Raw genomic sequence first — 20,766 nt, forward strand, 5'->3', positions numbered from 1 at the left:
GTTGCGTTGACTTCGTGAGTCAAAACAGGAAGTACCGCTGCGCCATCGGCAGCACGTCCGCCGGTTCGCACCAGAGGAGTTGGCCGTCTGCTTTCACCTGGTAGTTCTGCGGGTCGACTTCGATGGTCGGCGCATAGCCGTTGTGGATCAGGTCCTTTTTTTGCACGTCGCGGCAGCCCTTCACCACGCCGATCTGCTTCTTCAATCCCAATTGTTCGGGGATGCCCGCTTCGAATGCCGCCTGGCTGATGAAGGTGATGCTGGTGGCGTGACGGCTGCCGGCGTAGCTGGCGAACATAGGGCGGTAGTGCACGGGTTGCGGCGTGGGGATCGAGGCGTTGGCGTCGCCCATCAGGCTCGCGGCGATGGCGCCGCCCTTGAGGATCAGCGTCGGTTTCACGCCGAAGAAGGCCGGGCGCCAGAGCACCAGGTCCGCCCACTTGCCTACTTCGATCGAGCCCACTTCATGGCTGATGCCGTGGGTGATGGCCGGGTTGATGGTGTACTTGGCGATGTAGCGTTTGGCGCGGAAGTTGTCGTTGCCGGGCGCGTCTTCGGGCAGGGCGCCGCGCTGTTTCTTCATCTTGTCGGCGGACTGCCAGGTGCGGGTGATGACTTCGCCTACGCGCCCCATCGCCTGGCTGTCGGAGCTGATCATGCTGAAGGCGCCAAGGTCGTGGAGGATATCTTCGGCGGCGATGGTCTCGCGGCGGATGCGGCTTTCGGCGAAGGCCACGTCCTCGGCGATGCTCGGGTCCAGGTGATGGCAGACCATGAGCATGTCCAGGTGCTCGTCGATGGTGTTGCGGGTGAAGGGCCGGGTCGGGTTGGTCGAACTGGGCAGCACGTTGGAGAAGCCGCAGGCCTTGATGATGTCCGGGGCGTGGCCACCGCCGGCGCCTTCGGTGTGATAGGTGTGGATGGTGCGGCCCTTGAACGCGCCAAGGGTAGTTTCGACGAAGCCGGACTCGTTCAGGGTGTCGGTATGGATGGCCACCTGTACGTCGTACTGGTCGGCGACCGACAGGCAGTTGTCGATGGCTGCCGGCGTGGTGCCCCAGTCTTCATGGAGCTTGAGGCCGATGGCGCCGGCCTTCACCTGCTCGATGAGCGGCTCCGGCAGGCTGGCGTTGCCCTTGCCGGTGAAGCCGATGTTCATCGGGAAGGCGTCGGCGGCCTGGAGCATGCGCGCCATGTGCCACGGCCCCGAGGTGCAGGTGGTGGCGTTGGTGCCGGTGGCCGGGCCCGTACCGCCGCCGATCATGGTGGTGACGCCGCTCATGAGCGCCTCTTCGATCTGCTGCGGGCAGATGAAGTGGACGTGGGTGTCGATGCCGCCGGCGGTGAGGATCATGCCCTCGCCAGCGATCACCTCGGTGCTGGCGCCAACGGCGATGGTGACGTCGGGCTGGATGTCCGGGTTGCCGGCTTTGCCGATGGCGGCGATGCGGCCGTCCTTGAGGCCGACGTCGGCCTTGACGATGCCCCAGTGGTCGATGATCAGCGCGTTGGTGATCAGGGTGTCGACCACATCGGCGGCCAGCAACTGGCCCTGGCCCATACCGTCGCGGATCACCTTGCCGCCGCCGAACTTCACTTCTTCGCCGTAGGTGGTGAAGTCCTTCTCGACTTCGATCCACAGGTCGGTATCGGCCAGGCGCACCTTGTCGCCGACGGTGGGGCCGAACATGTCGGCATAGGCTTGTCTGCTGATTTTCATCGTCAGTGCTTCCGTTGATTCCATGCGGGGCGGGTCTACCCTCACCCCCAGCCCCTCTCCCGGAGGGAGAGGAGGGTTGTGTTAGAGGTCGCCCATCACCCGGCCGGCGAAGCCGAACACGCGGCGTAAACCGGCCAGGTCGACCAGTTCCACCTCGCGGCTCTGGCCGGGCTCGAAGCGCACGGCGGTGCCGGCCGGGATGTTCAGGCGCATGCCGCGTGCGGCCGCACGGTCGAAGGCGAGCGCATCGTTGGTTTCGAAGAAGTGGTAGTGGGAGCCGACCTGGATCGGCCGGTCACCGGTATTGGCCACGGAGAGGGTCAGGGTGCGGCGGCCGGCGTTGAGTTCGATCTCGCCGTCCTGGATCTGGTATTCGCCGGGGATCATCAGGTCACTCCAGGATGAGTTGCATGAAGGTGAGGTCGAGCCAGCGCTCGAACTTGCGGCCCACCTGGGGCATCTGCCCGGTGGTGACGAAGCCGAGGCGTTCGTGCAGGCGGATGGAGGCGGCGTTCTCGCTCTCGATGGCGGCGACCATCACGTGCAGGCCAGCCTTGCGGGCGCGTTCGATCAGCGCCTGCATCAGCGCTGGCCCGAGGCCCTGGCCGCGCTGGTCACCGTGCACGTAGACCGAGTGCTCCACGGTGTGGCGGAAGCCCTCGATGGTGCGCCAGGTGCCGTAGCTGGCGTAGCCGAGTACATCGCCCGCCGCGTTCACTGCCACCAGCACCGGGAAGCCTGCCGCCGCTCGGTCGGCCAGCCAGGCGCAGCGGTTGGCCAGATCGACCAGGGTTTCGTTCCAGATCGCCGTGGTGTTCTCCACGGCGTCGTTGTAGATGGCGAGGATGCCGGGGAGGTCAGCCTCGATGGCATCGCGAATGTCGTAAGTCATGGCAGTGGTCACGCAATTGGCTGGTGCACGGTCACCAGCTTGGTGCCGTCGGGGAAGGTGGCCTCGATCTGGATCTCCGGGATCATCTCCGGCACGCCTTCCATCACCTGGTCACGGGCGAGCAGGGTGGTGCCGAAGTGCATCAGCTCGGCCACGGTCTGGCCGTCGCGGGCACCTTCCAGCAGGGCGGCGGAGATGAACGCCATGGCTTCCGGGTAGTTGAGCTTCAGGCCACGGGCCAGGCGTCGTTCGGCCACCAGGCCAGCGGTGAAGATCAGCAGCTTGTCTTTCTCTCTTGGGGTGAGGTCCATCAGGTACTCCAGATGCGAGGAGGCGCGGCCTCGCGGCCGAGCAAGGCAGGGCGCAACAGGCGCCAGAGGTCGATCAGCCAGGCGCGGGCGTGCAGTGCCTCGGAGGCGAGGCAGCGGGCCACCAGCAGGCCGGGCAATTGGGTCAGGTCGCCGCGCCCTGCACAGGGGAGTTCGCGGCAACGTTCGAGCAGGTTGGAGTCGATCTCGCCGGTAACGATCAGGGTGGCAAACACCGGATGGCCGGCAAGGCCGATGGGGGAGTCGAGCAGGCCGTCGGCACCTTCGACGCGCTGGCGTTCGTGCCAGATCAGCGTGCCATTGCGGCGGATATCCAGATGCGCCTGGAAGTGGCCTTCGACGAAGCGTTCGCGGGCAGCGGGGCGGCCGAGGGCGACCATGTCCCAATAGAACAGGCGGGCGTCGTCGGCCAGTTCGATGCGGGTGGAAAGCTCGGCCTTGGCACCCGAGAAGACGATGGTTTCCTGGGGCAGCCATTCCAGCGTGGCGCCGGACTCGACGTTGAGTTCGACTTGCTGGAAGGCCGGACTGGCGGCGCGATACCACTTGGCCGCGCCGGGGCTGGTGAGCTGCGCCCAGGCGCCTTTGCCAGCGCGTGCAGAGATGTCCAGGCGGTCGCCGCCGGCAATGCCGCCGGGTGGGTGGACGATGATGTGCTGGCACACTTGCGGGCCTTCGGCATGCAGGTGCTTCTGTACCCGCAGAGGGCCCTTGTGACGGCGCTGCACTGGGCGCGTGGTAGCTCCATCGAGCGCATAGGCCAGCTCCAGTTCGGCGTGCCAACTGGGGGTGAAGAGGGCTGTGTCGGCAGGTGCGTTCATAAGTCGTTCTTGTAGGGTGGGTTAGTCGCGAAGCGACGTAACCCACGCGGTGCGAAGTTGTTGGCAGGGGCACATCATATGGTCACCAGGCCCCGCACGCCCTCGGCTTCCATGTTTTCTCCACGCCCCTGCTGGACGATTTCGCCCCGGCTCATCACCAGGTACTGATCGGCCAGTTCGGCGGCGAAGTCGTAGAACTGCTCCACCAGCAGGATGGCCATGTCGCCGCGCTCGGCGAGCTTCCTGATCACCGCGCCGATCTCCTTGATCACCGAGGGCTGGATGCCTTCGGTGGGCTCGTCGAGTATCAACAGGCGCGGCTGGCTGGCCAGGGCGCGGCCGATGGCGAGTTGCTGCTGTTGGCCGCCGGAGAGGTCGCCGCCGCGGCGGTGCTTCATCTCCCGCAGCACGGGAAAGAGCTCGTAGATGGATTCCGGCACCGCCTTGGCCTGGCCGGCGGGAAAGCGGGAAAGGCCCATCAGCAGGTTCTCTTCCACCGTCAGGCGCGGGAAGATTTCGCGGCCCTGGGGCACGTAGGCGATGCCCGCATGTACCCGTTGGTGCGGCTTGAAACCGGTGATGGCGCGGCCTTCCCAGTTCACCGCACCTTCCTTGGCCGGAATCAGGCCCATCAGGCATTTCAGCAGGGTGGTCTTGCCCACCCCGTTGCGCCCGAGCAGGCAGGTGACTTCACCGATCTTCACGTCGAACGACAGGCCGCGAAGGATGTGGCTGCCGCCGTAGTACTGGTGGAGCTTGTCGACTGTCAGCATGTCGATGTCCTTGTCTTTGCGTAGGGTGGATCGCGCTTCATCGATCCACCCTGCAAGGCGGTGGATGAGAAAAGCGTCATCCACCCTACGAGTGTTGTTTCTTCAGCGACCGAGGTAGACCTCGATCACCTGTTCGTTGGCTTGCACGTCGGCCAGCGAGCCTTCGGCCAGGACGTGGCCCTGGTGCAGCACGGTGACGTGGTCAGCGATTGAGCCGACGAAGCCCATGTCATGCTCCACCACCATCAGCGAATGCTGGCCGGCGAGGCTCTTGAACAGCTCGGCGGTGAACTCGGTTTCGGCATCGGTCATGCCTGCCACCGGCTCGTCGAGCAGTAGCAGTTGCGGGTCCTGCATCAGCAGCATGCCGATCTCGAGGAACTGCTTCTGGCCGTGGGAGAGCAGGCCGGCCGGGCGATTGCGCGAGGCTTCCAGGCGGATCACCGCGAGCACTTCGTCGATGCGGTCCTTCTGCTCGCCGGTGAGCTTCGCCCGCAGGCTGGCCCAGACGGATTTGTCGGTCTTCTGCGCCAGCTCCAGGTTCTCGAACACCGAGAGCGCCTCGAACACGGTGGGCTTCTGGAACTTGCGGCCGATGCCGGCCTGGGCGATTTCAACTTCGCTCATGCGGGTGAGGTCGAGTGTTTCGCCGAACCAGGCCTTGCCGGTGTCGGGTCGTGTCTTGCCGGTGATCACGTCCATCAGCGTGGTTTTGCCCGCGCCGTTGGGGCCGATGATGCAGCGCAGCTCACCGACCCCGATGTAGAGGTTGAGATCGCGCAGCGCCTTGAAGCCATCGAAGCTGACGCTGATGTCTTCCAGGGTGAGGATGGTGCCGTGGCGCACGTCCAGGCCCTGGCCAGCGGTGCGGCCGAGGCCCAGCGAGTCACGGCCGCTGCCGGCGTCGCGGTTGGGATCGAAGGCGGGTTCGAGCATGAGTTCGGGTACCGGAGCTGCACGCATTTACTTTTCTCCCCGTTTGACCAGGCCAATCACGCCCTTGGGCAGATAGAGGGTGACCAGGATGAACAGGGCGCCGAGGAAGAACAGCCAGTACTCGGGGAAGGCTACGGTGAACCAGCTCTTCATGCCGTTGACCAGGCCGGCGCCGAGCAGTGGACCGATCAGCGAGCCGCGACCGCCGAGGGCGACCCACACGGCCGCTTCGATAGAGTTGGTGGGCGACATCTCGCTGGGATTGATGATGCCCACCTGGGGTACATAAAGCGCACCGGCCAGCCCGCAGAGCACAGCGGACAGCACCCAGATGAACAGCTTGTAACCACGCGGGTCGTAGCCGCAGAACATCAGGCGGTTCTCGGCGTCGCGCAACGCCGTGAGCACGCGGCCGAACTTGCTCCGGGCCAGACGCCAGCCGAGCAGCAGGCTGCCCACCAGTAGCGCCACCGTCGCCAGGAACAACACCGCGCGGGTGCCCGGCGCGGTAACGTCGAAGCCGAGGATGCGCTTGAAGTCGGTGAAGCCGTTGTTGCCGCCGAAGCCGGTTTCGTTACGGAAAAACAGCAGCATGCCGGCGAAGGTCAGCGCCTGGGTCATGATCGAGAAGTACACGCCCTTGATCCGCGAACGGAAGGCGAAGAAGCCGAACACCAGCGCCAGCAAGCCTGGCGCCAACACCACCAGGCACATGGCCCAGAGGAAGTGCTGGGTGCCGGCCCAGTACCAGGGCAGCTCGGTCCAGGCGAGGAAGCTCATGAAGGCCGGTAGGCCGTCGCCGGCGGCTTCGCGCATCAGGTACATGCCCATGGCATAGCCGCCCAGGGCGAAGAACAGCCCGTGGCCGAGGGACAGGAGCCCCGCGTAGCCCCAGACCAGGTCCAGGGCGAGGGCGACTATGGCGTAGCAGAGGATCTTGCCCACCAGGGTCAGGGTGTAGGCCGAGACTTGCAGCGGGTTGTCCGCCGGCAGCAGGTGCAGCAATGGCATGGCCAGCAGTAGGGCAAGCACCACCGCGCCGATGGCCAGCGAGGTGCGTGGGCCGAGGGTGGCCGTGGCGCGGGCAAGCAGGGTCTGGTTGAGTGGTTGAGTCATCAGTCGATCACCCTGCCTTTCAGTGCGAAGAGGCCCTGCGGGCGCTTCTGTATGAAGAGAATGATCAGCGCCAGGATGAGTATCTTGCCCAGCACGGCACCGATCTGCGGTTCGAGGATCTTGTTCGCCACGCCGAGACCGAAGGCAGCCAGGACGCTGCCAGCAAGCTGGCCGACGCCACCCAGCACCACCACCAGGAACGAGTCGATGATGTAGCCCTGGCCAAGGTCAGGGCCGACGTTGCCGATCTGCGACAGGGCGACGCCGCCAAGGCCGGCGATACCGGAGCCGAGGCCGAAGGCGAGCATGTCCACGCGGCCAGTGGGCACGCCGCAGCAGGCGGCCATGTTGCGGTTCTGGGTGACGGCACGCACGTTGAGGCCCAGGCGGGTCTTGTTCAGCAGCAGCCAGGTCAGGACCACCACGAACAGGGCGAAGCCGATGATCACGATGCGGTTGTACGGCAGCACGAGGTTGGGCAGCACCTGCATCCCCCCGGACAGCCAGGTGGGGTTGGCCACTTCGACGTTCTGCGCACCGAAGATCACGCGAACCAGCTGGATCAGGATGAGGCTGATGCCCCAGGTCGCCAGCAGGGTTTCCAGCGGACGGCCATAGAGGTGGCGGATCACCGTGCGCTCCAGCGCCATGCCCACCAGGGCGGTGACGAAGAAGGCCACCGGCAGCGCCACCAGCGGATAGAGCGCGAGCATTTCCGGCGCCAGGTGCTGGAAGCCCAGTTGCACCATGTAGGTGGTGTAGGCACCGAGCATCAGCATTTCGCCGTGGGCCATGTTGATCACCCCGAGCAGACCGAAGGTGATGGCCAGGCCGAGGGCCGCGAGCAGCAGGATGGAACCCAGCGACAGGCCGCTGAAGGCCTGGCCGAGTAGCTCGCCCACAAGCAGCCGGCGCTTGACCTGGGCCAGGCTGGTTTCGGCGGCGGTGCGTACGCCAGCATCGGTTTCCACGCTCGGGTCGAGCAGGGTTTCGAGACGGGTGCGGGCCAGCGGGTCGCCGGTTTCGCCGAGCAGGCGCACGGCGTTGAGGCGGATGGCAGGATCGGGGTCGACCAGCTGCAGGTTGGCCAGGGCGAGGCTGATGGCGTCGCGTACGCCGGTATCTTCTTCGGCCACCATGCGCTGGTTGAGCAATGGCAGTTGCGCGGGCTTGGCGCTCTTCTGCAATTGACGAGCGGCTTCCAGGCGCGCGGCGGGTTCGGCGGCGAGCAACTGGTGGCTGGCTTGGGCGGTGATCAGCAGGCCGCGTAGGCGGTTGTTCAGACGCAGCTTCTTCGGCGTTCCGACGGCAGCAGCATCACCTTCGGCGGCGATGAAGGCACCGTCCTGTTCGAGGAAGGCCTGTTTGGCGTCGATGGCGAAGCGGCCCTGCTGCAGGGCATCCAGTAGCGGCTGGCGCGCGGCGTCGGGCTCGGCGGCCCAGCGCTCCAGCAGTTTCGCCTGCTGCGCCGGATTGGCCGCGGCGAAGTCGTTGGCGTCGCCAGCCAGTGCTTCGAGGGGAAGCAGCAGGGCCAGGGCGAGGAGGATTCGGTAGAAGGCGGAGGGCATGGGATGGTCCTGGTTCATTGCGCGAGTAGAGGGCTGTGCCGACTGACACTTCCCTCACCCTCGGCCCCTCTCCCAGGGGGAGAGGGGTGACGTGGTGCCGGGCACCGTGTTTCCCCGAGGCTCCGAACGATTCCCCTCTCCCTCCGGGAGAGGGGCTAGGGGGGAGGGAACCTGGTTCGGCACGGTGTCCCGGACAACCTCATTCAGCTCAGTTGCTCTTCACCGCATAGTCCGGCTTCTTGTCGTTGCCGGGGATGAAGGGACTCCAGGGCTCAGCGCGCAGCGGGCCTTCGGTCTGCCAGACCACCGAGAACTGACCGTCTTCCTGGATCTCGCCGATCATCACCGGCTTGTGCAGGTGGTGGTTGGTCTTGTCCATGGTCAGGGTGTAGCCGGACGGCGCGGCGAAGGACTGGCCGGCCAGGGCTTCGCGGACCTTGTCCACATCGGTGGTGCCGGCTTTCTCCACGGCCTGCGCCCACATATGGATGCCTACGTAGGTGGCCTCCATCGGGTCGTTGGTCACCGCAGTCTGGTAGTTGGGCAGGTTCTTGGCTTTCGCATAGGCCTTCCACTGCTCGACGAACTTGCCGTTGACCGGGTTATCCACGGACTCGAAGTAGTTCCAGGCGGCCAGGTGGCCCACCAGCGGTTTGGTGTCGATGCCGCGCAGTTCTTCCTCGCCCACCGAGAAGGCCACCACCGGTACGTCGGTGGCTTCCAGGCCCTGGTTGGCCAGTTCCTTGTAGAAGGGCACGTTGGAGTCGCCGTTGACGGTGGAGATCACTGCGGTTTTGCCGCCAGCGGAGAACTTCTTGATGTTGGCGACGATGGTTTGATAGTCGCTGTGGCCGAAGGGGGTGTAGACCTCTTCGATGTCCTTGTCGGCGATACCCTTGCTATGCAGGAAGCTGCGCAGGATCTTGTTGGTGGTGCGCGGGTAGACGTAGTCGGTGCCCAGCAGGAAGAAGCGCTTGGCGCTGCCGCCGTCTTCGCTCATCAGGTACTCGACGGCCGGAATGGCTTGCTGGTTCGGCGCGGCGCCGGTGTAGAAGACGTTGGGGGAGAGTTCTTCACCCTCGTACTGCACCGGGTAGAAGAGCAGCCCGTTGAGCTCCTCGAAGACTGGCAGCACGGACTTGCGCGATACCGAGGTCCAGCAACCGAAGACCACATCCACCTTGTCCTTGGTCAGCAGCTGGCGGGCCTTCTCGGCGAACAGCGGCCAGTTGGACGCAGGGTCCACCACCACCGGCTCGAGTTGCTTGCCGTTGACGCCGCCCTTGGCGTTGATCTCGTCGATGGTCATCAGCGCCATGTCTTTGAGCGAGGTCTCGGAAATCGCCATGGTGCCGGAGAGGGAGTGCAGGATGCCGACCTTGATGGTCTCGGCCGCCTGAATGGTCCAGGACATGCCCATGGCGGCGATGGATGCGGAAAGGGTGAACGCCTTGATCAGGCTGCGACGTTGCATGGGTCGATCTCCGTTCTTATCCAAGTTTTTGAAATAACTGCGTTTATTGGTTTGGTGTCCGGGCAGTATTCAAAGGGGCTTCCTCGTCACCCTTGGGCGGGCTGCGGTCTCTGCCGAGCGCTGTGCAACATGTGCAGGGTGATCTTGCGTACTTCGGCCTTGCTGGTTTCGATATGGGTCCTCAGCAATTGCTGTGCCTCTTCGCAGCGGCGGTGCGTGATGGCCTGGAGAATTGCGGCGTGTTCGACGTAGGTGGCGTCGACACGAGGTGTCTGGGTGAAGTCCAGGCGCCGGATGATGCGGATCTTTTCGCTGACTTCACGGTGGATACGGGCCATCTCGCGATTGCCTGCGGCTTCCACCAACTGGCAATGAAAATCCTCGTCCAGGCGCGACACTTCGAAGCCGTCGTCCGGTCGCGGTTGCACCATCCAGGTGCGACTGAGCCGTTGCAGTGCCTCGGGTTGCTCGCCAGTGGGGCGGCAGCAGTGGCGACGTACGGCCTCCAGTTCCAGGACGATGCGTAGTTCGTACAGCTCTTCGAAGTGATCGAAGTCGAACGCCTTCACCTGCCAGCCGCTGCGAAAGCGCACTTCCAGGTAGCCCTCGCGCTCCAGACGATGCAGGGCCTGGCGCACCGGCGTACGACTGGCGGCCATGCGCTCGGCTATATCGCCTTCGCTGAAGCGGTCGCCGGGCAGCAGGCGGAACTCGCTGATGTCCTCCTTGAGTCGGGCGTAGATGCGTCCGGCCAGGCTGTCGGGGCGCTCCTGGCGCCCGTTGCTGGTGCTGGCGAGTTGCATGGTCAGCGCTGCTGACTGGCGATAAAGGCGCGCCAGCCACCGAAGCCGGTGATGTCGCGGGCGCCTTCCAGTGCGTAGGGCTCGCAGATGAAGCCCTTCACCCAGCGACCGTCTTCCAGCTGCAGGTTGCCGATGCCCAGCGGCGGCGGGATTTCGGCGACGAACTCGCCGAAGCGCGCCAGCGGGATGTCCCAGAGCTCGACGATCAGCGCGGCGCCATCCGGTCTGCGCGCCAGACCTGGTTTGGGCGGCACGGTGCCGGGCAGGGCGAACAGGCGGTAGTCGGTAGCGGTGCGGGTTTCTTCCACCAGCACGGCGTTTCGGGCGGTGAGCTGGAAGTTCAGCGGCATGCCTGTGAGGTGGGCGCCGACCACCGCAACGCGGACACATCCTGGCGCCTGGCTCGCGGGCGCCAGGGGCGGCAGCACGCGTCCAGTGGCGCCCAGTGGCAGGCCGAGGCTGGCTTGCCAGCGTTTGCCGAAGTCGGCTAGCGCGGCGTCGTGCCAGGCTGGGGCGAGCAGGGTGATGCCGGCCGGCAGGCCATCGGCCCGGAACCCGGCGGGCAGGGCCAGGGCGGCGAGGTCGGAGAAATTGGTGAAGTTGGTGTAGGTGCCGAACTGGGCGTTGAACAGTACCGGCTCTTCGGCCATCTCGGCGATGCGGCGGATGGTCGGCGAGGTGGGCACCACCAGGGCGTCGAAGGGTTCGAGGGCCAGGTTGATCTGGCGCGCCAGTTCGGCACGCAGGTATTCGGCGCGGTAGGCGTCGCAGGCGCTGTAGTTCAGGCCGTTGGCGAGAATGCCGTGCACCACCGGATCCATGGCATCGGGCTGATCGCTGAAGATGGCGCCGGCCGCCACGGTGCGTTCGGCCACCCAGGGACCCTGGTAGAGCTGCGCGGCCAACTGGCGGAAGGGGCTGAAGTCGATTGGGGTGATCTCGGCGCCGAGGGTACGAAGTTTGTCCAGCGCGGCCTCGAAGACGGCACGGGTCTGCTCGTCACCGAAGAACTCCAGGGTGTCCGGCACTGCCAGCTTTGGCCTCGCGGACACGCCGACCGGATTGCTGTTGGGGTTTTGCCGGGAGTACGGGTCGCGGGCGTCGTAACCGCCACCAATGCGCGCGACGGTTTCCGCGTCGGCCACCGTCAAGGCGAACACCGAGATGCAGTCGATGGTGCGGCAGGCCGGCACCAGGCCGGCGTTGGACAGCCAGCCCTTGGTGGGTTTCAGCCCGACGATGTTGTTGAAACCCGCTGGCACGCGGCCGGAGCCGGCGGTATCGGTGCCGAGGGAAAAGGGCACCAGGCCGCGCGCCACGACCGAGGCGGAGCCTGAACTGGAGCCGCCGCTGACGTAGTCCGGATCGAAGGTGTTGGCGACGGCCCCATAGGGCGAGCGGGTTCCCACCAGGCCGGTGGCGAACTGGTCGAGGTTGGTCTTGCCAATGAGGATGGCGCCGGCGGCGCGCAGGCGGGCAACCACGTGGGCGTCGTCGATGGCTTCATACGCGAAGGCCGGGCAGGCGGCGGTGGTGGTCCAGCCCGCGGCGTCGATGTTGTCCTTGATGGCGAAGGGGACACCGTAGAGGGGCAGGCGCTCACGCCGGCCTTCGGCAGCGGTCAGCAGGTCAGCGAGTTCGATGAGCTGGGCATCGAGCTGCTCGGCGCTGGCCAGGCTGATCCAGGCGTTGTCTTCTGCATCGAGGCGCTGGAGCAGGGCGTGCAGCAAATCGGCGGGTTGCAGTTGGTCGCGGTAGGCCTGTTGCCAGTCTGAAAGGGTGAAGGCGAGAGGGGCTTCGGACATGCTCTGGAGTTCCATCTTGTATCCAAGTTGGAATTCCCTTGAGCAAGGCTGGTGCCAGAGTCTGGAAAGCCGCGCCATTGCTGGGGTCAGGGCTTATTCGCGATGTTCGCGGTGCGCCTCGATGCGCACCGCGCCAGGGCATGGGCGGCGAATCAGGACGTAGGTTGGTGCAAAGCGAAGCGAAGCCCAACGCCGAGTTGGGCATTGCGCACGAAGCTACAGCACCAGGTAATTCTTCACCCCGGTGAAGATGATCTGCGCGGCCAGGGCGCAGACGAACAGGCCCATCAGGCGACTGACGATCTGCAGGCCCTGGTCGCCGAGGATGCGTTCGATGTGGTCGGAAAGGTAGAGGATGGCTCCGACCGTGGCCGAAGCGATGGCGATGGCGAAAAGAGCCGTGAACTTGTCATTCCAGTGCACATGGCCGGCACCCATCACCAGCATGGCGCCGATGGTGCCGGGGCCGACGGTCAGCGGAATGGTCAGCGGGACGATGGTGACGTCCTGTTGCACGTTGTCCGCCTGTACTGCCGGCTTGCCCTGGGCCATGCCAAGGGCAGAGATGAACAGCACGGTGCCGGCGCCGATACGGAAGGCGTCGATGGTGATGCCGAAGACATTGAAGATGGCCTGGCCGAACAGGTAAAGCAGGGCGCTCGCCACCAGCGTACCGAGGGCGACTTTCCATGCGAGCTTCTTGCGCTCCTTCACCGTGTATCCGCGGGTCAGGCTGATGAAGCAGGAGAGCACGAAGAAGGGGCTGTAGAGCACCAGCATCTTCAGGTACAGGCTGGAAAGGCTTTCGAGCATGGGGGCATCCATTCTTGACTGCGAGGGCCGCTCATCAGTGTAGAGGCTGCCCTGCCATTGGGCGCACAACTATAACCGCGTCACCGGGGTCGGCTATACCTTCCCCCACTGGGTCGTTTCGTCGCGCAGGGAGCCGTTGATGGCGCGCATGAGCTTTACCCCCAACCTCCAGCGTCACCTCGATGTCCCCGAACTGGACGTCGCGGCTTCCTCCGTGGCCGAGGCGCTGGAAGCCGCTTTCGTCGCCAATCCACGCCTGCGCAGCTACCTGCTGGATGATCAGGGTCGCCTGCGCCGGCATGTGGCGATCTTCGTCGATGCCCAGCAGGTCAGTGACCGCCGACGCCTCAGCGATCCCGTGGGACCATCCAGTGACATCTTCGTTGTCCAGGCGCTGTCCGGCGGCTGAGCCGGCGCAAGGAGAAGGAGCATGAGCCGATGCATCCACGTGGCGACCCGCAAGGGTCTGCTGCGATTCGAGCCGAAGGGTGATGGCTGGCGACTGGCTCGCCAGGATTTCCTTGGCGAGCCGGTGAGCATGTTGCTGGCCGACCCGCGCGATGACCACCTCTATGCAGCCCTGCACCTTGGGCACTTCGGCCCCAAGTTGTGGCGCTCGGCTGATGACGGGCAGAACTGGGAGGAGATCGCCGCCCCGGCCTTCGCCCAGGTAGACGGGGGCGAGGATGGCCCCTCGGTCGAGATGATCTGGTGCCTTGAGCCGGGAGGGGCGGACCAGCCCGGAACCCTCTGGGCCGGAACCATTCCCGGGGGACTGTTCAGGTCGCGTGACCATGGTGCGTCCTGGAGCCTGGTGGACAGCCTCTGGGAACGCCCGGAGCGGGCCAACTGGTTCGGCGGAGGCTATGACCAGCCGGGCATCCACTCCATTTGCGTCGACCCGCGCAACAGTCGGCACCTGACGCTGGCAGTGTCTTGTGGCGGCGTCTGGCACAGCGAGGACGAAGGCGTCAGCTGGAGCTATCGCACCCGAGGCATGCGCGCCGCCTACATGCCGCCGGAGCGTGCCGAGGAGCCTGACATCCAGGACCCACACCGCATGGTGGCCTGCCCTGCGGACCCGGAGCGGCTCTGGGTGCAGCACCACAACGGTATCTTCGTCAGCGCCGATCGCGGATTGAACTGGCGGGAAGTGCAGCAAGCCGGGCCATCCACCTTCGGTTTCGCCGTGGCGGTGCATCCGTCCGATCCGGATTGCGCCTGGTTCGTGCCGGCGGTGAAGGACGAATGCCGCGTTCCCGCCGACCAACGCCTGCGGGTTACCCGTACGCGCGATGGCGGCAAGCGTTTCGATGTGCTCGAGCGGGGCCTGCCACAACAGCTCTGTTACGACCTGGTGTACCGGCACGGGCTGGATGTGGATGGCAGCGGGCAGCGCCTGGTGATGGGCTCCACCACCGGGCATCTGTGGGTATCCGAGGACCAGGGAGACAGCTGGAACCTTGTGGCGGGGCACCTTCCGCCGATCTTTGCGGTGAGGTTTGGGTAGGGCCTGCGGGCAGCCAGAAAACAGTCAGCAATGGCGCTGAAAACCCCCTCTCCCTCTGGGAGAGGGTTGGGGCCGCTGCGCGGCCCTTGGCGAATGAGTTCGCCCCCATAGGTCGTTCGCCCGATCAGCTATGCATCGCATGCCGTTCGCGCAGTTCCTTCTCGGCTACCCAGTATTCGATCAGCTCGCGCAGTTGCGACAGTTCAACCGGCTTGGCCATGTGGCCGTCCATGCCGGAGAGGCGGGCGCGTTCCTTGTGTTCGCTGAGGATATGGGCGGTCAGTGCGACCACCGGCGTGCGCGGGCGCTGCTCCAGGTTTTCCCAGTTGCGCAGCATCTCGGTGGCGGTAAAGCCATCGAGCACCGGCATCTCGCAATCCATCAGTACCAGGTCGTAGTGCTGGTTCTTCATTGCGCTCAGGGCTTCCTCGCCGTTGCTGGCCGTGTCCGGTTCGAGGTTCAGCTTGCTCAGCATGCCGCGAATGACCTTCGTGGAAATGCTGTTGTCTTCTGCCACCAGGATGCGGAAGTCGGTGGGCACATGCAGTGGTTCGCTGACCTGGGAGCCCGGCAGGGAGATCGAGCCGCCGTTCTTGCGCTGGTTGAGTTCGTCGGCCAGCGTGGTCTTCAGGGTGTACCCCGCCACTGGCTTGGCGAGGATGCGCTTGATGCCGGCGTTGCGCGCGATGATCTTGCTCGGTGCGTTGCTGATGCCGGTAAGCATGATGATCAGGATGTCGTGGTTGAGGCTGGGGTCTTCCTTGATCTTGGCGGCCAACTGCATGCCGGTCATGCCGGGCATGTCCTGGTCCAGCAGGACCACGTCGAAATACTCGCGCAAGTGCGCCTTGGTTCGCAGCAGGGCCAGGGCTTCCTTCCCGGACGGCACGGCGCTGACCTGCAAGCCCCAGGCGCCGCATTGCTGGACCAGTACCTTGCGGCAGGTGTCGTTGTCGTCCACCACGAGCAGGCGCGCGCCTTCCAGCGGGCTGTCGAGGTCGGCGGCCGGGCGCTCGAGGTGCTGGGCGTCGAGCGGCAGCGTCAACCACAGCGTGCTGCCTTGCCCTGCGCCACTCTGGATGCCGAACTCGCCCTCCATCAGGCGTACCAACTGGCGGGCGATGACCAGGCCCAGGCGGCCGCCGAGTTTGGAGGAGGCGAGGAAGTCGCTGCTCTGTACTTCGGCGTTGAGCAGGGCGGAGCGCTCGCCGGCTTCCAGGGGGCGACCGCTGTCCTGCACGGCGATGCGCAGGCGGGGCTGGGTGCTGCTGTTGTCCAGGGCCACCACCAGCAGGATTTCGCCTTCGTCGGTCTGCTTGAAGGCGTTGTCGAGCAGGCTCAGGAGAATCTGACGCAGCCGCGTGGGGTCGCCGCTGACCACGCGGGGTACCTGGGGTTGCATGAAGCTGATGAGTTCGACCCGCTGCTGCTCGGCCTTGGCGCGGAAGATGTCGAGACAGTCGTCGATCAGGGCGTTGAGATCGAACTGCACGTCGTCCAGTTCGATCTGCCCGGATTCCAGCTTGGAGATGTCGAGGATTTCGTTGATCAGGGTGAGCAGTTCGTTACCCGAGCTGTGGATGGTTTGCACGTAGTCGCGCTGCTTGGCCGACAGCGGTGTGCCGAGGAGCAGCTCGGTCATGCCCAGTACGCCGTTCATCGGCGTGCGAATTTCGTGGCTGATCTTGGCGAGGAACTCGCCCTTGGCCTTGAGCTCGGCGGAGCTGGCGGCCAGGGCACGGCTGGCGCTGAAGACCTCGTTCTGGATGCGTCGCTGGCGTTCACTCAGGGCCATGCTGAGGAATACGCCGCTGATCGTGGAGATTGCCAGCAGGGTGTAGGCCAGCCAGTCGGACTGCAGCTGCCAGTAGCCGAACAGGGCGGGCAGGGCGCCGAGAATGGCAATGCAGAACACACCCAGGGCCAGACTGAACAGCCGTGCCGGGCGGTAGCCTTGGCGCCAGTGGAGGATGGCGAACACGAACATGCTCAGGCTGGCGATGGCGGCCATCACATAGACCAGTTGGTTGAATTGCAACTCGGTGACGATCAGCAACAGGGCGGCGGTGAGGCTGATCAGCACGATCTCGCCCAGAAGCAGGCCGGTCAGCGGCGTGCTCGGGCAGACCTTGTGGAAGAAGCTGACGGTGAAGGCCAGGGCACAGACCATGGCCATCAGCATGGAGAGATTGGCGATCTGTGGTTGCGCGCTCTGCCAGTCACCCAGCCAGGGCGAACTGATGCCCAGCAGGCTGACGCCGGTGACCATCAGGCAACCCTGCGCGGCGGCGAGCCAGAGGCTGACAGCTGCGCGGGAATACGCGTAGCGCACCAGGTTGTAGTACACCAGCATGCCCAGGCCGCCGAGCATCAGGCCAAAAAGCAGCGGGCGGGTGTCGTCCGCTGCCATCAGCGCCGAGGAACGCAGTTCCACGGTCGGACGCAGGGCATGTTCCGAGGCCATGCGCAGGTAGATGTCCAGCGGTTCCTGCTGTACCGGAAGCGGCAGGAGGAAGTCGCGGCTGGGCAATGGGCGCTCGCTGAAGGGCAGGCGGCTGCCGGTGCGGGTGTGGGCGACCAGTTCATCGCCCCTGAGGACGTAGAGGTCGAGATAGGCCAGGTAGGGGGCGAAGACCCGCAGCAGCTGTTCCTGCTGGCCGGGGGGGAGGCGGTAATGCAGCCAGAGCGCGCTGCTGCCGCCGGGAGTGTAAAGCTGGTCGAGGTCGACCGGGGTGAACTGGGAAAGGGCCTGCTGGGTGCGGATTTCCTGCAGCTGCAGGTTGGCGCTCGGATCGAGCAGCATGCTCCACTGCCGCTCCCCGGCCGCCTGGGCGGGCAGCAGATAAAACAGGGCCAGAAGCAGGCTGGCGATCAATGCTGTGGCAATCCTGAGCCGGGGCACGTTCGAGGTCCCTTCGTGGGTGAGTGGCCGGATTATAGTCAAGGCCATCTCGTGCGGAATATGACCAAGGCGGCCATCGGGCCGCCTTGGTGAGCACTATCTATTGACTTCTTACCCTTCGCCGCGTTCCCGGGCAATGGCCCTGTAGCCGATATCCTTGCGATAGAAGCAGCCGTTCCAACGGATCTTCTCCGCCAGGCGATAGGCCTGCTGCTGGGCGTCGGAGACGCTGGCGCCGATGGCGGTGGCGCAAAGCACGCGACCGCCGGCGGTGACGATGTTGCCGTCCTTCAGCGCGGTGCCGGCATGGAACACCTTGCCGTCCAGGGCTGCGGCATCGGCCAGGCCTTCGATGACGTCACCCTTGGCATAGTCGCCCGGGTAGCCGCCTGCGGCCAGTACCACGCCAACGGTGGGGCGCGGGTCCCAGGTGGCTTCGACCTTGTCCAGGGCCTTGGCCAGGGCGGCCTCCACCAGCAGGACCAGGGACGATTCCAGGCGCACCATAATGGGCTGGGTTTCCGGATCGCCGAAGCGGCAGTTGAATTCGATGACCTTGGGCGCGCCGCTCTTGTCGATCATCAGACCGGCATAGAGGAAGCCGGTGTAGACGTTGCCCTCCTCGGCCATGCCGCGCACGGTCGGGTAGATGACTTCGTCCATCACGCGCTGGTGCACTTGGGCAGTGACCACCGGAGCGGGGGAATAGGCGCCCATGCCGCCGGTGTTCGGGCCGCTGTCGCCGTCGCCCACGCGCTTGTGGTCCTGGCTGGTGGCCATGGGCAGCACATTCTGGCCGTCGACCATGACGATGAAGCTGGCTTCTTCGCCATCGAGGAACTCCTCGATCACCACGCGCGAGCCGGCGTCACCGAAGGCATTGCCGGCGAGCATGTCGCGTACGGCGGCTTCGGCCTCTTCCAGGGTCATCGCGACGATCACGCCCTTGCCAGCGGCCAGGCCGTCGGCCTTGATGACGATGGGGGCGCCTTTCTCACGCAGGTAGGCCAGGGCCGGTTCTACCTCGGTGAAGTTCTGGTAGTCGGCGGTGGGGATCTTGTGGCGGGCCAGGAAGTCCTTGGTGAAGGCCTTGGAGCCTTCCAGCTGGGCAGCACCGGCGGTGGGGCCGAAGATGTCCAGGCCGCGCGAGCGGAACAGGTCGACCACGCCTTTCACCAGCGGCGCTTCCGGGCCGACGATGGTCAACTGGACGTTCTGGGCCGCGAAATCGGCCAGTTGTTCCAGGGCCAGCACGTCGATAGCGACGTTTTCGCACTTGGCTTCGGTCGCGGTGCCGGCGTTGCCCGGGGCGACGAAGACCTTCTCGACGCGCGGGTCCTGGGCCACTTTCCAGGCCAGGGCGTGTTCACGACCGCCGCTGCCGATAATGAGTACGTTCATTGAATTCTCCTTCAGGAGGCGGGCCTGGGGCCCCAACGGTGGATGAGAAGAGCGTCATCCACCCTACAAAAGCTACGAATCTTCTACGACGGACTGTAGGGGGCGCGATGGAGCGGGTAGATGCAAGGCGTCCGGTCCTTCACCCAGCGGAGTTGCCTTCTGGCAATGAGCATTGGGGAAGGGCCGGACAACGCAGCAGATGCCCGCTTCAGTGCGTCCCTGTCACTCAGTGGCGGAAGTGGCGCATGCCGGTGAACACCATCGCGATGCCGGCTTCGTCGGCGGCGGCGATGACTTCGTTGTCACGCATGGAGCCGCCCGGCTGGATCACGGCGGTGATGCCGACCTTGGCCGCATTGTCGATGCCGTCGCGGAACGGGAAGAAAGCGTCGGAAGCCATGACCGCACCCTTCACCTCAAGACCGGCATGCTCGGCCTTGATGGCGGCGATGCGGGCGGAGTTGACGCGGCTCATCTGGCCGGCGCCGACGCCGACGGTCTGACGGTTCTTGGCGTAGACGATGGCGTTGGACTTGACGAACTTGGCCACTTTCCAGGCGAAGATCAGGTCGTGGATTTCCTGCTCGCTCGGGGCGCGCTGGGTGACGATCTTCAGGTCTTCTGCCTTGATCATGCCGATGTCGCGGCTCTGTACCAGCAGGCCGCCGTTGACGCGCTTGAAGTCCCAGCCTGCGGCACGCTCAGCCGGCCATTCACCGCATTCCAGCAGGCGCACGTTGGCCTTGGCAGCGACCACTTCACGAGCGGCGGCGGAGATTTTCGGCGCGATGATGACTTCGACGAACTGGCGCTCGACGATGGCCTTGGCGGTATCAAAGTCCAGTTCGCGGTTGAAGGCGATGATGCCGCCGAAAGCGGATTCGGTGTCGGTGGCGTAGGCCAGGTCGTAGGCCTTGCGAATGCCGCCTTCGTTTTCCGGTACGACGGCCACGCCGCACGGGTTGGCGTGCTTGACGATGACGCAGGCCGGCTTGACGAAGCTCTTCACGCACTCCAGCGCAGCGTCGGTATCAGCCACGTTGTTGAAGGAGAGTTCCTTGCCCTGCAGCTGCACGGCGGTGGAGACGCTGGCCTCGCCCTTTTTCGCTTCTACATAGAACGCCGCGCTCTGGTGCGGGTTCTCGCCGTAGCGCATTTCCTGGGCCTTGACGAACTGGCTGTTGAAGGTGCGCGGGAAGGCGCTACGGCCTTCGGTGGACAGGGTGTCGCGTGCCTGGTCGATGGTGCCCAGGTAGTTGGCGATCATGCCGTCGTAGGCGGAGGTGTGCTCGAACGCCTTGAGGGCCAGGTCGAAACGCTGCGCGTAGGTCAGGCCACCAGCCTTCAGGCCTTCGAGGACGCTGGCATAGTCGCTGGCGTTGACCACGATGGCGACGTCCTTGTGGTTCTTCGCGGCGCTGCGGACCATGGTCGGACCGCCGATGTCGATGTTCTCGATGGCTGTCGGCAGGTCGCAGTCAGGCTTGGCGACAGTGGCTTCGAAGGGGTACAGGTTGACCGCGACCAGGTCGATCGGCTTGATGCCGTGCTGTTCCATCACCGCGCCATCGAGGTCGCGACGGCCAAGGATGCCGCCGTGGATCTTCGGGTGCAGGGTCTTCACGCGGCCGTCCATCATTTCCGGGAAACCGGTGTAGTCGGCGACTTCCACGGCGGCGATGCCGTTGTCCTTGAGCAGCTTGTAGGTACCGCCGGTGGAGAGGATCTCTACGCCGAGGGCAGCCAGTTCACGGGCGAACTCGACGATGCCGGTCTTGTCGGAAACGCTGATCAGGGCGCGGCGAACGGGAAGGCGGGTGGTCTGGTCGGTCATTTCGGAACCATTCGAGTGGGAGAAGATTTAGCGGTTGGGCCTGAAACCGGAAGCCGGAAGGCTGAGCGT

General features: G+C 65.2%; 18 protein-coding genes. 2 read left to right on the forward strand and 16 right to left on the reverse strand.

Going from position 1 to position 20,766, the window contains the following annotated elements; genetic code table 11:
* Nucleotides 1–19 precede the first annotated feature (19 nt).
* The 13 genes from ureC to E8E75_RS20195 form a co-directional block, all read right to left on the reverse strand.
* On the reverse strand, nt 20–1,720 hold the full coding sequence (ureC, locus tag E8E75_RS20135; protein WP_280359658.1) for an urease subunit alpha: 1,701 nt from the start codon (nt 1,718–1,720) through the stop codon (nt 20–22).
* An 81-nt stretch (nt 1,721–1,801) separates the two neighbouring features.
* Nucleotides 1,802–2,107, reverse strand: a complete 306-nt coding sequence (locus E8E75_RS20140; RefSeq protein WP_021222397.1) for an urease subunit beta — start codon at nt 2,105–2,107, stop codon at nt 1,802–1,804.
* Nucleotides 2,108–2,111: 4 nt separating this feature from the next.
* Nucleotides 2,112–2,612 carry a GNAT family N-acetyltransferase gene (locus E8E75_RS20145; protein ID WP_120655340.1) on the reverse strand — a complete coding sequence of 167 codons (501 nt, stop codon included), beginning with the start codon at nt 2,610–2,612 and terminating at the stop codon, nt 2,112–2,114.
* Between the two features lie 8 nt (nt 2,613–2,620).
* Entirely contained in the window at nt 2,621–2,923 is a 303-nt protein-coding gene (ureA, locus tag E8E75_RS20150; protein ID WP_120654298.1) for an urease subunit gamma, read from the reverse strand.
* Entirely contained in the window at nt 2,923–3,762 is an 840-nt protein-coding gene (locus E8E75_RS20155; protein ID WP_153918070.1) for an urease accessory protein UreD, read from the reverse strand. Before E8E75_RS20155 ends, ureA begins: the two co-directional genes overlap by 1 nt.
* A 74-nt stretch (nt 3,763–3,836) precedes the next feature.
* Complete coding sequence (gene urtE, locus E8E75_RS20160) at nt 3,837–4,535, reverse strand: urea ABC transporter ATP-binding subunit UrtE (RefSeq protein ID WP_120654300.1); 699 nt, start codon at nt 4,533–4,535, stop codon at nt 3,837–3,839.
* Nucleotides 4,536–4,637: 102 nt separating this feature from the next.
* Nucleotides 4,638–5,498: an urea ABC transporter ATP-binding protein UrtD gene (gene urtD / locus E8E75_RS20165; RefSeq protein ID WP_153918068.1), complete on the reverse strand. Its 861-nt coding sequence runs from the start codon at nt 5,496–5,498 to the stop codon at nt 4,638–4,640.
* A complete protein-coding gene (gene urtC / locus E8E75_RS20170; RefSeq protein WP_120654302.1) occupies nt 5,499–6,587 on the reverse strand; it encodes an urea ABC transporter permease subunit UrtC in 1,089 nt (362 codons plus the stop codon).
* Nucleotides 6,587–8,155, reverse strand: a complete 1,569-nt coding sequence (gene urtB / locus E8E75_RS20175; RefSeq protein WP_120655341.1) for an urea ABC transporter permease subunit UrtB — start codon at nt 8,153–8,155, stop codon at nt 6,587–6,589. The genes urtC and urtB overlap by 1 nt, the downstream gene beginning before the upstream one ends.
* Before the next feature lie 208 nt (nt 8,156–8,363).
* Nucleotides 8,364–9,629 (reverse strand): urea ABC transporter substrate-binding protein, encoded by a 1,266-nt coding sequence (urtA, locus tag E8E75_RS20180; RefSeq protein WP_120654303.1) that lies wholly within the window; start codon nt 9,627–9,629, stop codon nt 8,364–8,366.
* Nucleotides 9,630–9,715: 86 nt separating this feature from the next.
* A complete protein-coding gene (locus tag E8E75_RS20185) occupies nt 9,716–10,432 on the reverse strand; it encodes a GntR family transcriptional regulator (RefSeq protein WP_120654304.1) in 717 nt (238 codons plus the stop codon).
* Between the two features lie 2 nt (nt 10,433–10,434).
* Complete coding sequence (atzF, locus tag E8E75_RS20190; protein WP_256660908.1) at nt 10,435–12,237, reverse strand: allophanate hydrolase; 1,803 nt, start codon at nt 12,235–12,237, stop codon at nt 10,435–10,437.
* Nucleotides 12,238–12,453: 216 nt separating this feature from the next.
* Nucleotides 12,454–13,050 carry a MarC family protein gene (locus tag E8E75_RS20195; RefSeq protein WP_120654306.1) on the reverse strand — a complete coding sequence of 199 codons (597 nt, stop codon included), beginning with the start codon at nt 13,048–13,050 and terminating at the stop codon, nt 12,454–12,456.
* Nucleotides 13,051–13,189: 139 nt separating this feature from the next.
* Between E8E75_RS20195 and E8E75_RS20200 the strand changes: the two genes are divergently transcribed.
* Both E8E75_RS20200 and E8E75_RS20205 read left to right on the forward strand, forming a co-directional pair.
* Nucleotides 13,190–13,459, forward strand: coding sequence for a MoaD/ThiS family protein (locus E8E75_RS20200; protein ID WP_120654307.1), 270 nt, complete (start codon nt 13,190–13,192; stop codon nt 13,457–13,459).
* A 21-nt stretch (nt 13,460–13,480) separates the two neighbouring features.
* On the forward strand, nt 13,481–14,560 hold the full coding sequence (locus E8E75_RS20205) for an exo-alpha-sialidase (RefSeq protein WP_120654308.1): 1,080 nt from the start codon (nt 13,481–13,483) through the stop codon (nt 14,558–14,560).
* 124 nt (nt 14,561–14,684) lie between these two features.
* Here E8E75_RS20205 and E8E75_RS20210 read toward each other — a convergent pair whose 3' ends face one another.
* From E8E75_RS20210 to purH, 3 genes are all read right to left on the reverse strand, one after another.
* On the reverse strand, nt 14,685–17,462 hold the full coding sequence (locus E8E75_RS20210) for a hybrid sensor histidine kinase/response regulator (protein WP_280359659.1): 2,778 nt from the start codon (nt 17,460–17,462) through the stop codon (nt 14,685–14,687).
* A gap of 111 nt (nt 17,463–17,573) precedes the next feature.
* Nucleotides 17,574–18,863: a phosphoribosylamine--glycine ligase gene (gene purD, locus E8E75_RS20215; RefSeq protein WP_120654310.1), complete on the reverse strand. Its 1,290-nt coding sequence runs from the start codon at nt 18,861–18,863 to the stop codon at nt 17,574–17,576.
* Between the two features lie 226 nt (nt 18,864–19,089).
* Entirely contained in the window at nt 19,090–20,697 is a 1,608-nt protein-coding gene (gene purH, locus E8E75_RS20220; RefSeq protein ID WP_153918066.1) for a bifunctional phosphoribosylaminoimidazolecarboxamide formyltransferase/IMP cyclohydrolase, read from the reverse strand.
* Nucleotides 20,698–20,766 lie beyond the last annotated feature (69 nt).

The sequence above is a fragment of the Pseudomonas sp. BN606 genome (assembly GCF_029873115.1).
GTDB lineage: Bacteria > Pseudomonadota > Gammaproteobacteria > Pseudomonadales > Pseudomonadaceae > Metapseudomonas.

What these genes read in the sequence shown, in the direction of transcription:
- ureC (WP_280359658.1), bottom strand. Translation starts at nt 1,720, where the DNA reads ATGAAAATCAGCAGACAAGCCTATGCCGACATGTTCGGCCCCACCGTC.
- E8E75_RS20140 (WP_021222397.1), bottom strand. Translation starts at nt 2,107, where the DNA reads ATGATCCCCGGCGAATACCAGATCCAGGACGGCGAGATCGAACTCAAC.
- E8E75_RS20145 (WP_120655340.1), bottom strand. Translation starts at nt 2,612, where the DNA reads ATGACTTACGACATTCGCGATGCCATCGAGGCTGACCTCCCCGGCATC.
- ureA (WP_120654298.1), bottom strand. Translation starts at nt 2,923, where the DNA reads ATGGACCTCACCCCAAGAGAGAAAGACAAGCTGCTGATCTTCACCGCT.
- E8E75_RS20155 (WP_153918070.1), bottom strand. Translation starts at nt 3,762, where the DNA reads ATGAACGCACCTGCCGACACAGCCCTCTTCACCCCCAGTTGGCACGCC.
- urtE (WP_120654300.1), bottom strand. Translation starts at nt 4,535, where the DNA reads ATGCTGACAGTCGACAAGCTCCACCAGTACTACGGCGGCAGCCACATC.
- urtD (WP_153918068.1), bottom strand. Translation starts at nt 5,498, where the DNA reads ATGCGTGCAGCTCCGGTACCCGAACTCATGCTCGAACCCGCCTTCGAT.
- urtC (WP_120654302.1), bottom strand. Translation starts at nt 6,587, where the DNA reads ATGACTCAACCACTCAACCAGACCCTGCTTGCCCGCGCCACGGCCACC.
- urtB (WP_120655341.1), bottom strand. Translation starts at nt 8,155, where the DNA reads ATGCCCTCCGCCTTCTACCGAATCCTCCTCGCCCTGGCCCTGCTGCTT.
- urtA (WP_120654303.1), bottom strand. Translation starts at nt 9,629, where the DNA reads ATGCAACGTCGCAGCCTGATCAAGGCGTTCACCCTTTCCGCATCCATC.
- E8E75_RS20185 (WP_120654304.1), bottom strand. Translation starts at nt 10,432, where the DNA reads ATGCAACTCGCCAGCACCAGCAACGGGCGCCAGGAGCGCCCCGACAGC.
- atzF (WP_256660908.1), bottom strand. Translation starts at nt 12,237, where the DNA reads ATGTCCGAAGCCCCTCTCGCCTTCACCCTTTCAGACTGGCAACAGGCC.
- E8E75_RS20195 (WP_120654306.1), bottom strand. Translation starts at nt 13,050, where the DNA reads ATGCTCGAAAGCCTTTCCAGCCTGTACCTGAAGATGCTGGTGCTCTAC.
- E8E75_RS20200 (WP_120654307.1), top strand. Translation starts at nt 13,190, where the DNA reads ATGGCGCGCATGAGCTTTACCCCCAACCTCCAGCGTCACCTCGATGTC.
- E8E75_RS20205 (WP_120654308.1), top strand. Translation starts at nt 13,481, where the DNA reads ATGAGCCGATGCATCCACGTGGCGACCCGCAAGGGTCTGCTGCGATTC.
- purD (WP_120654310.1), bottom strand. Translation starts at nt 18,863, where the DNA reads ATGAACGTACTCATTATCGGCAGCGGCGGTCGTGAACACGCCCTGGCC.
- purH (WP_153918066.1), bottom strand. Translation starts at nt 20,697, where the DNA reads ATGACCGACCAGACCACCCGCCTTCCCGTTCGCCGCGCCCTGATCAGC.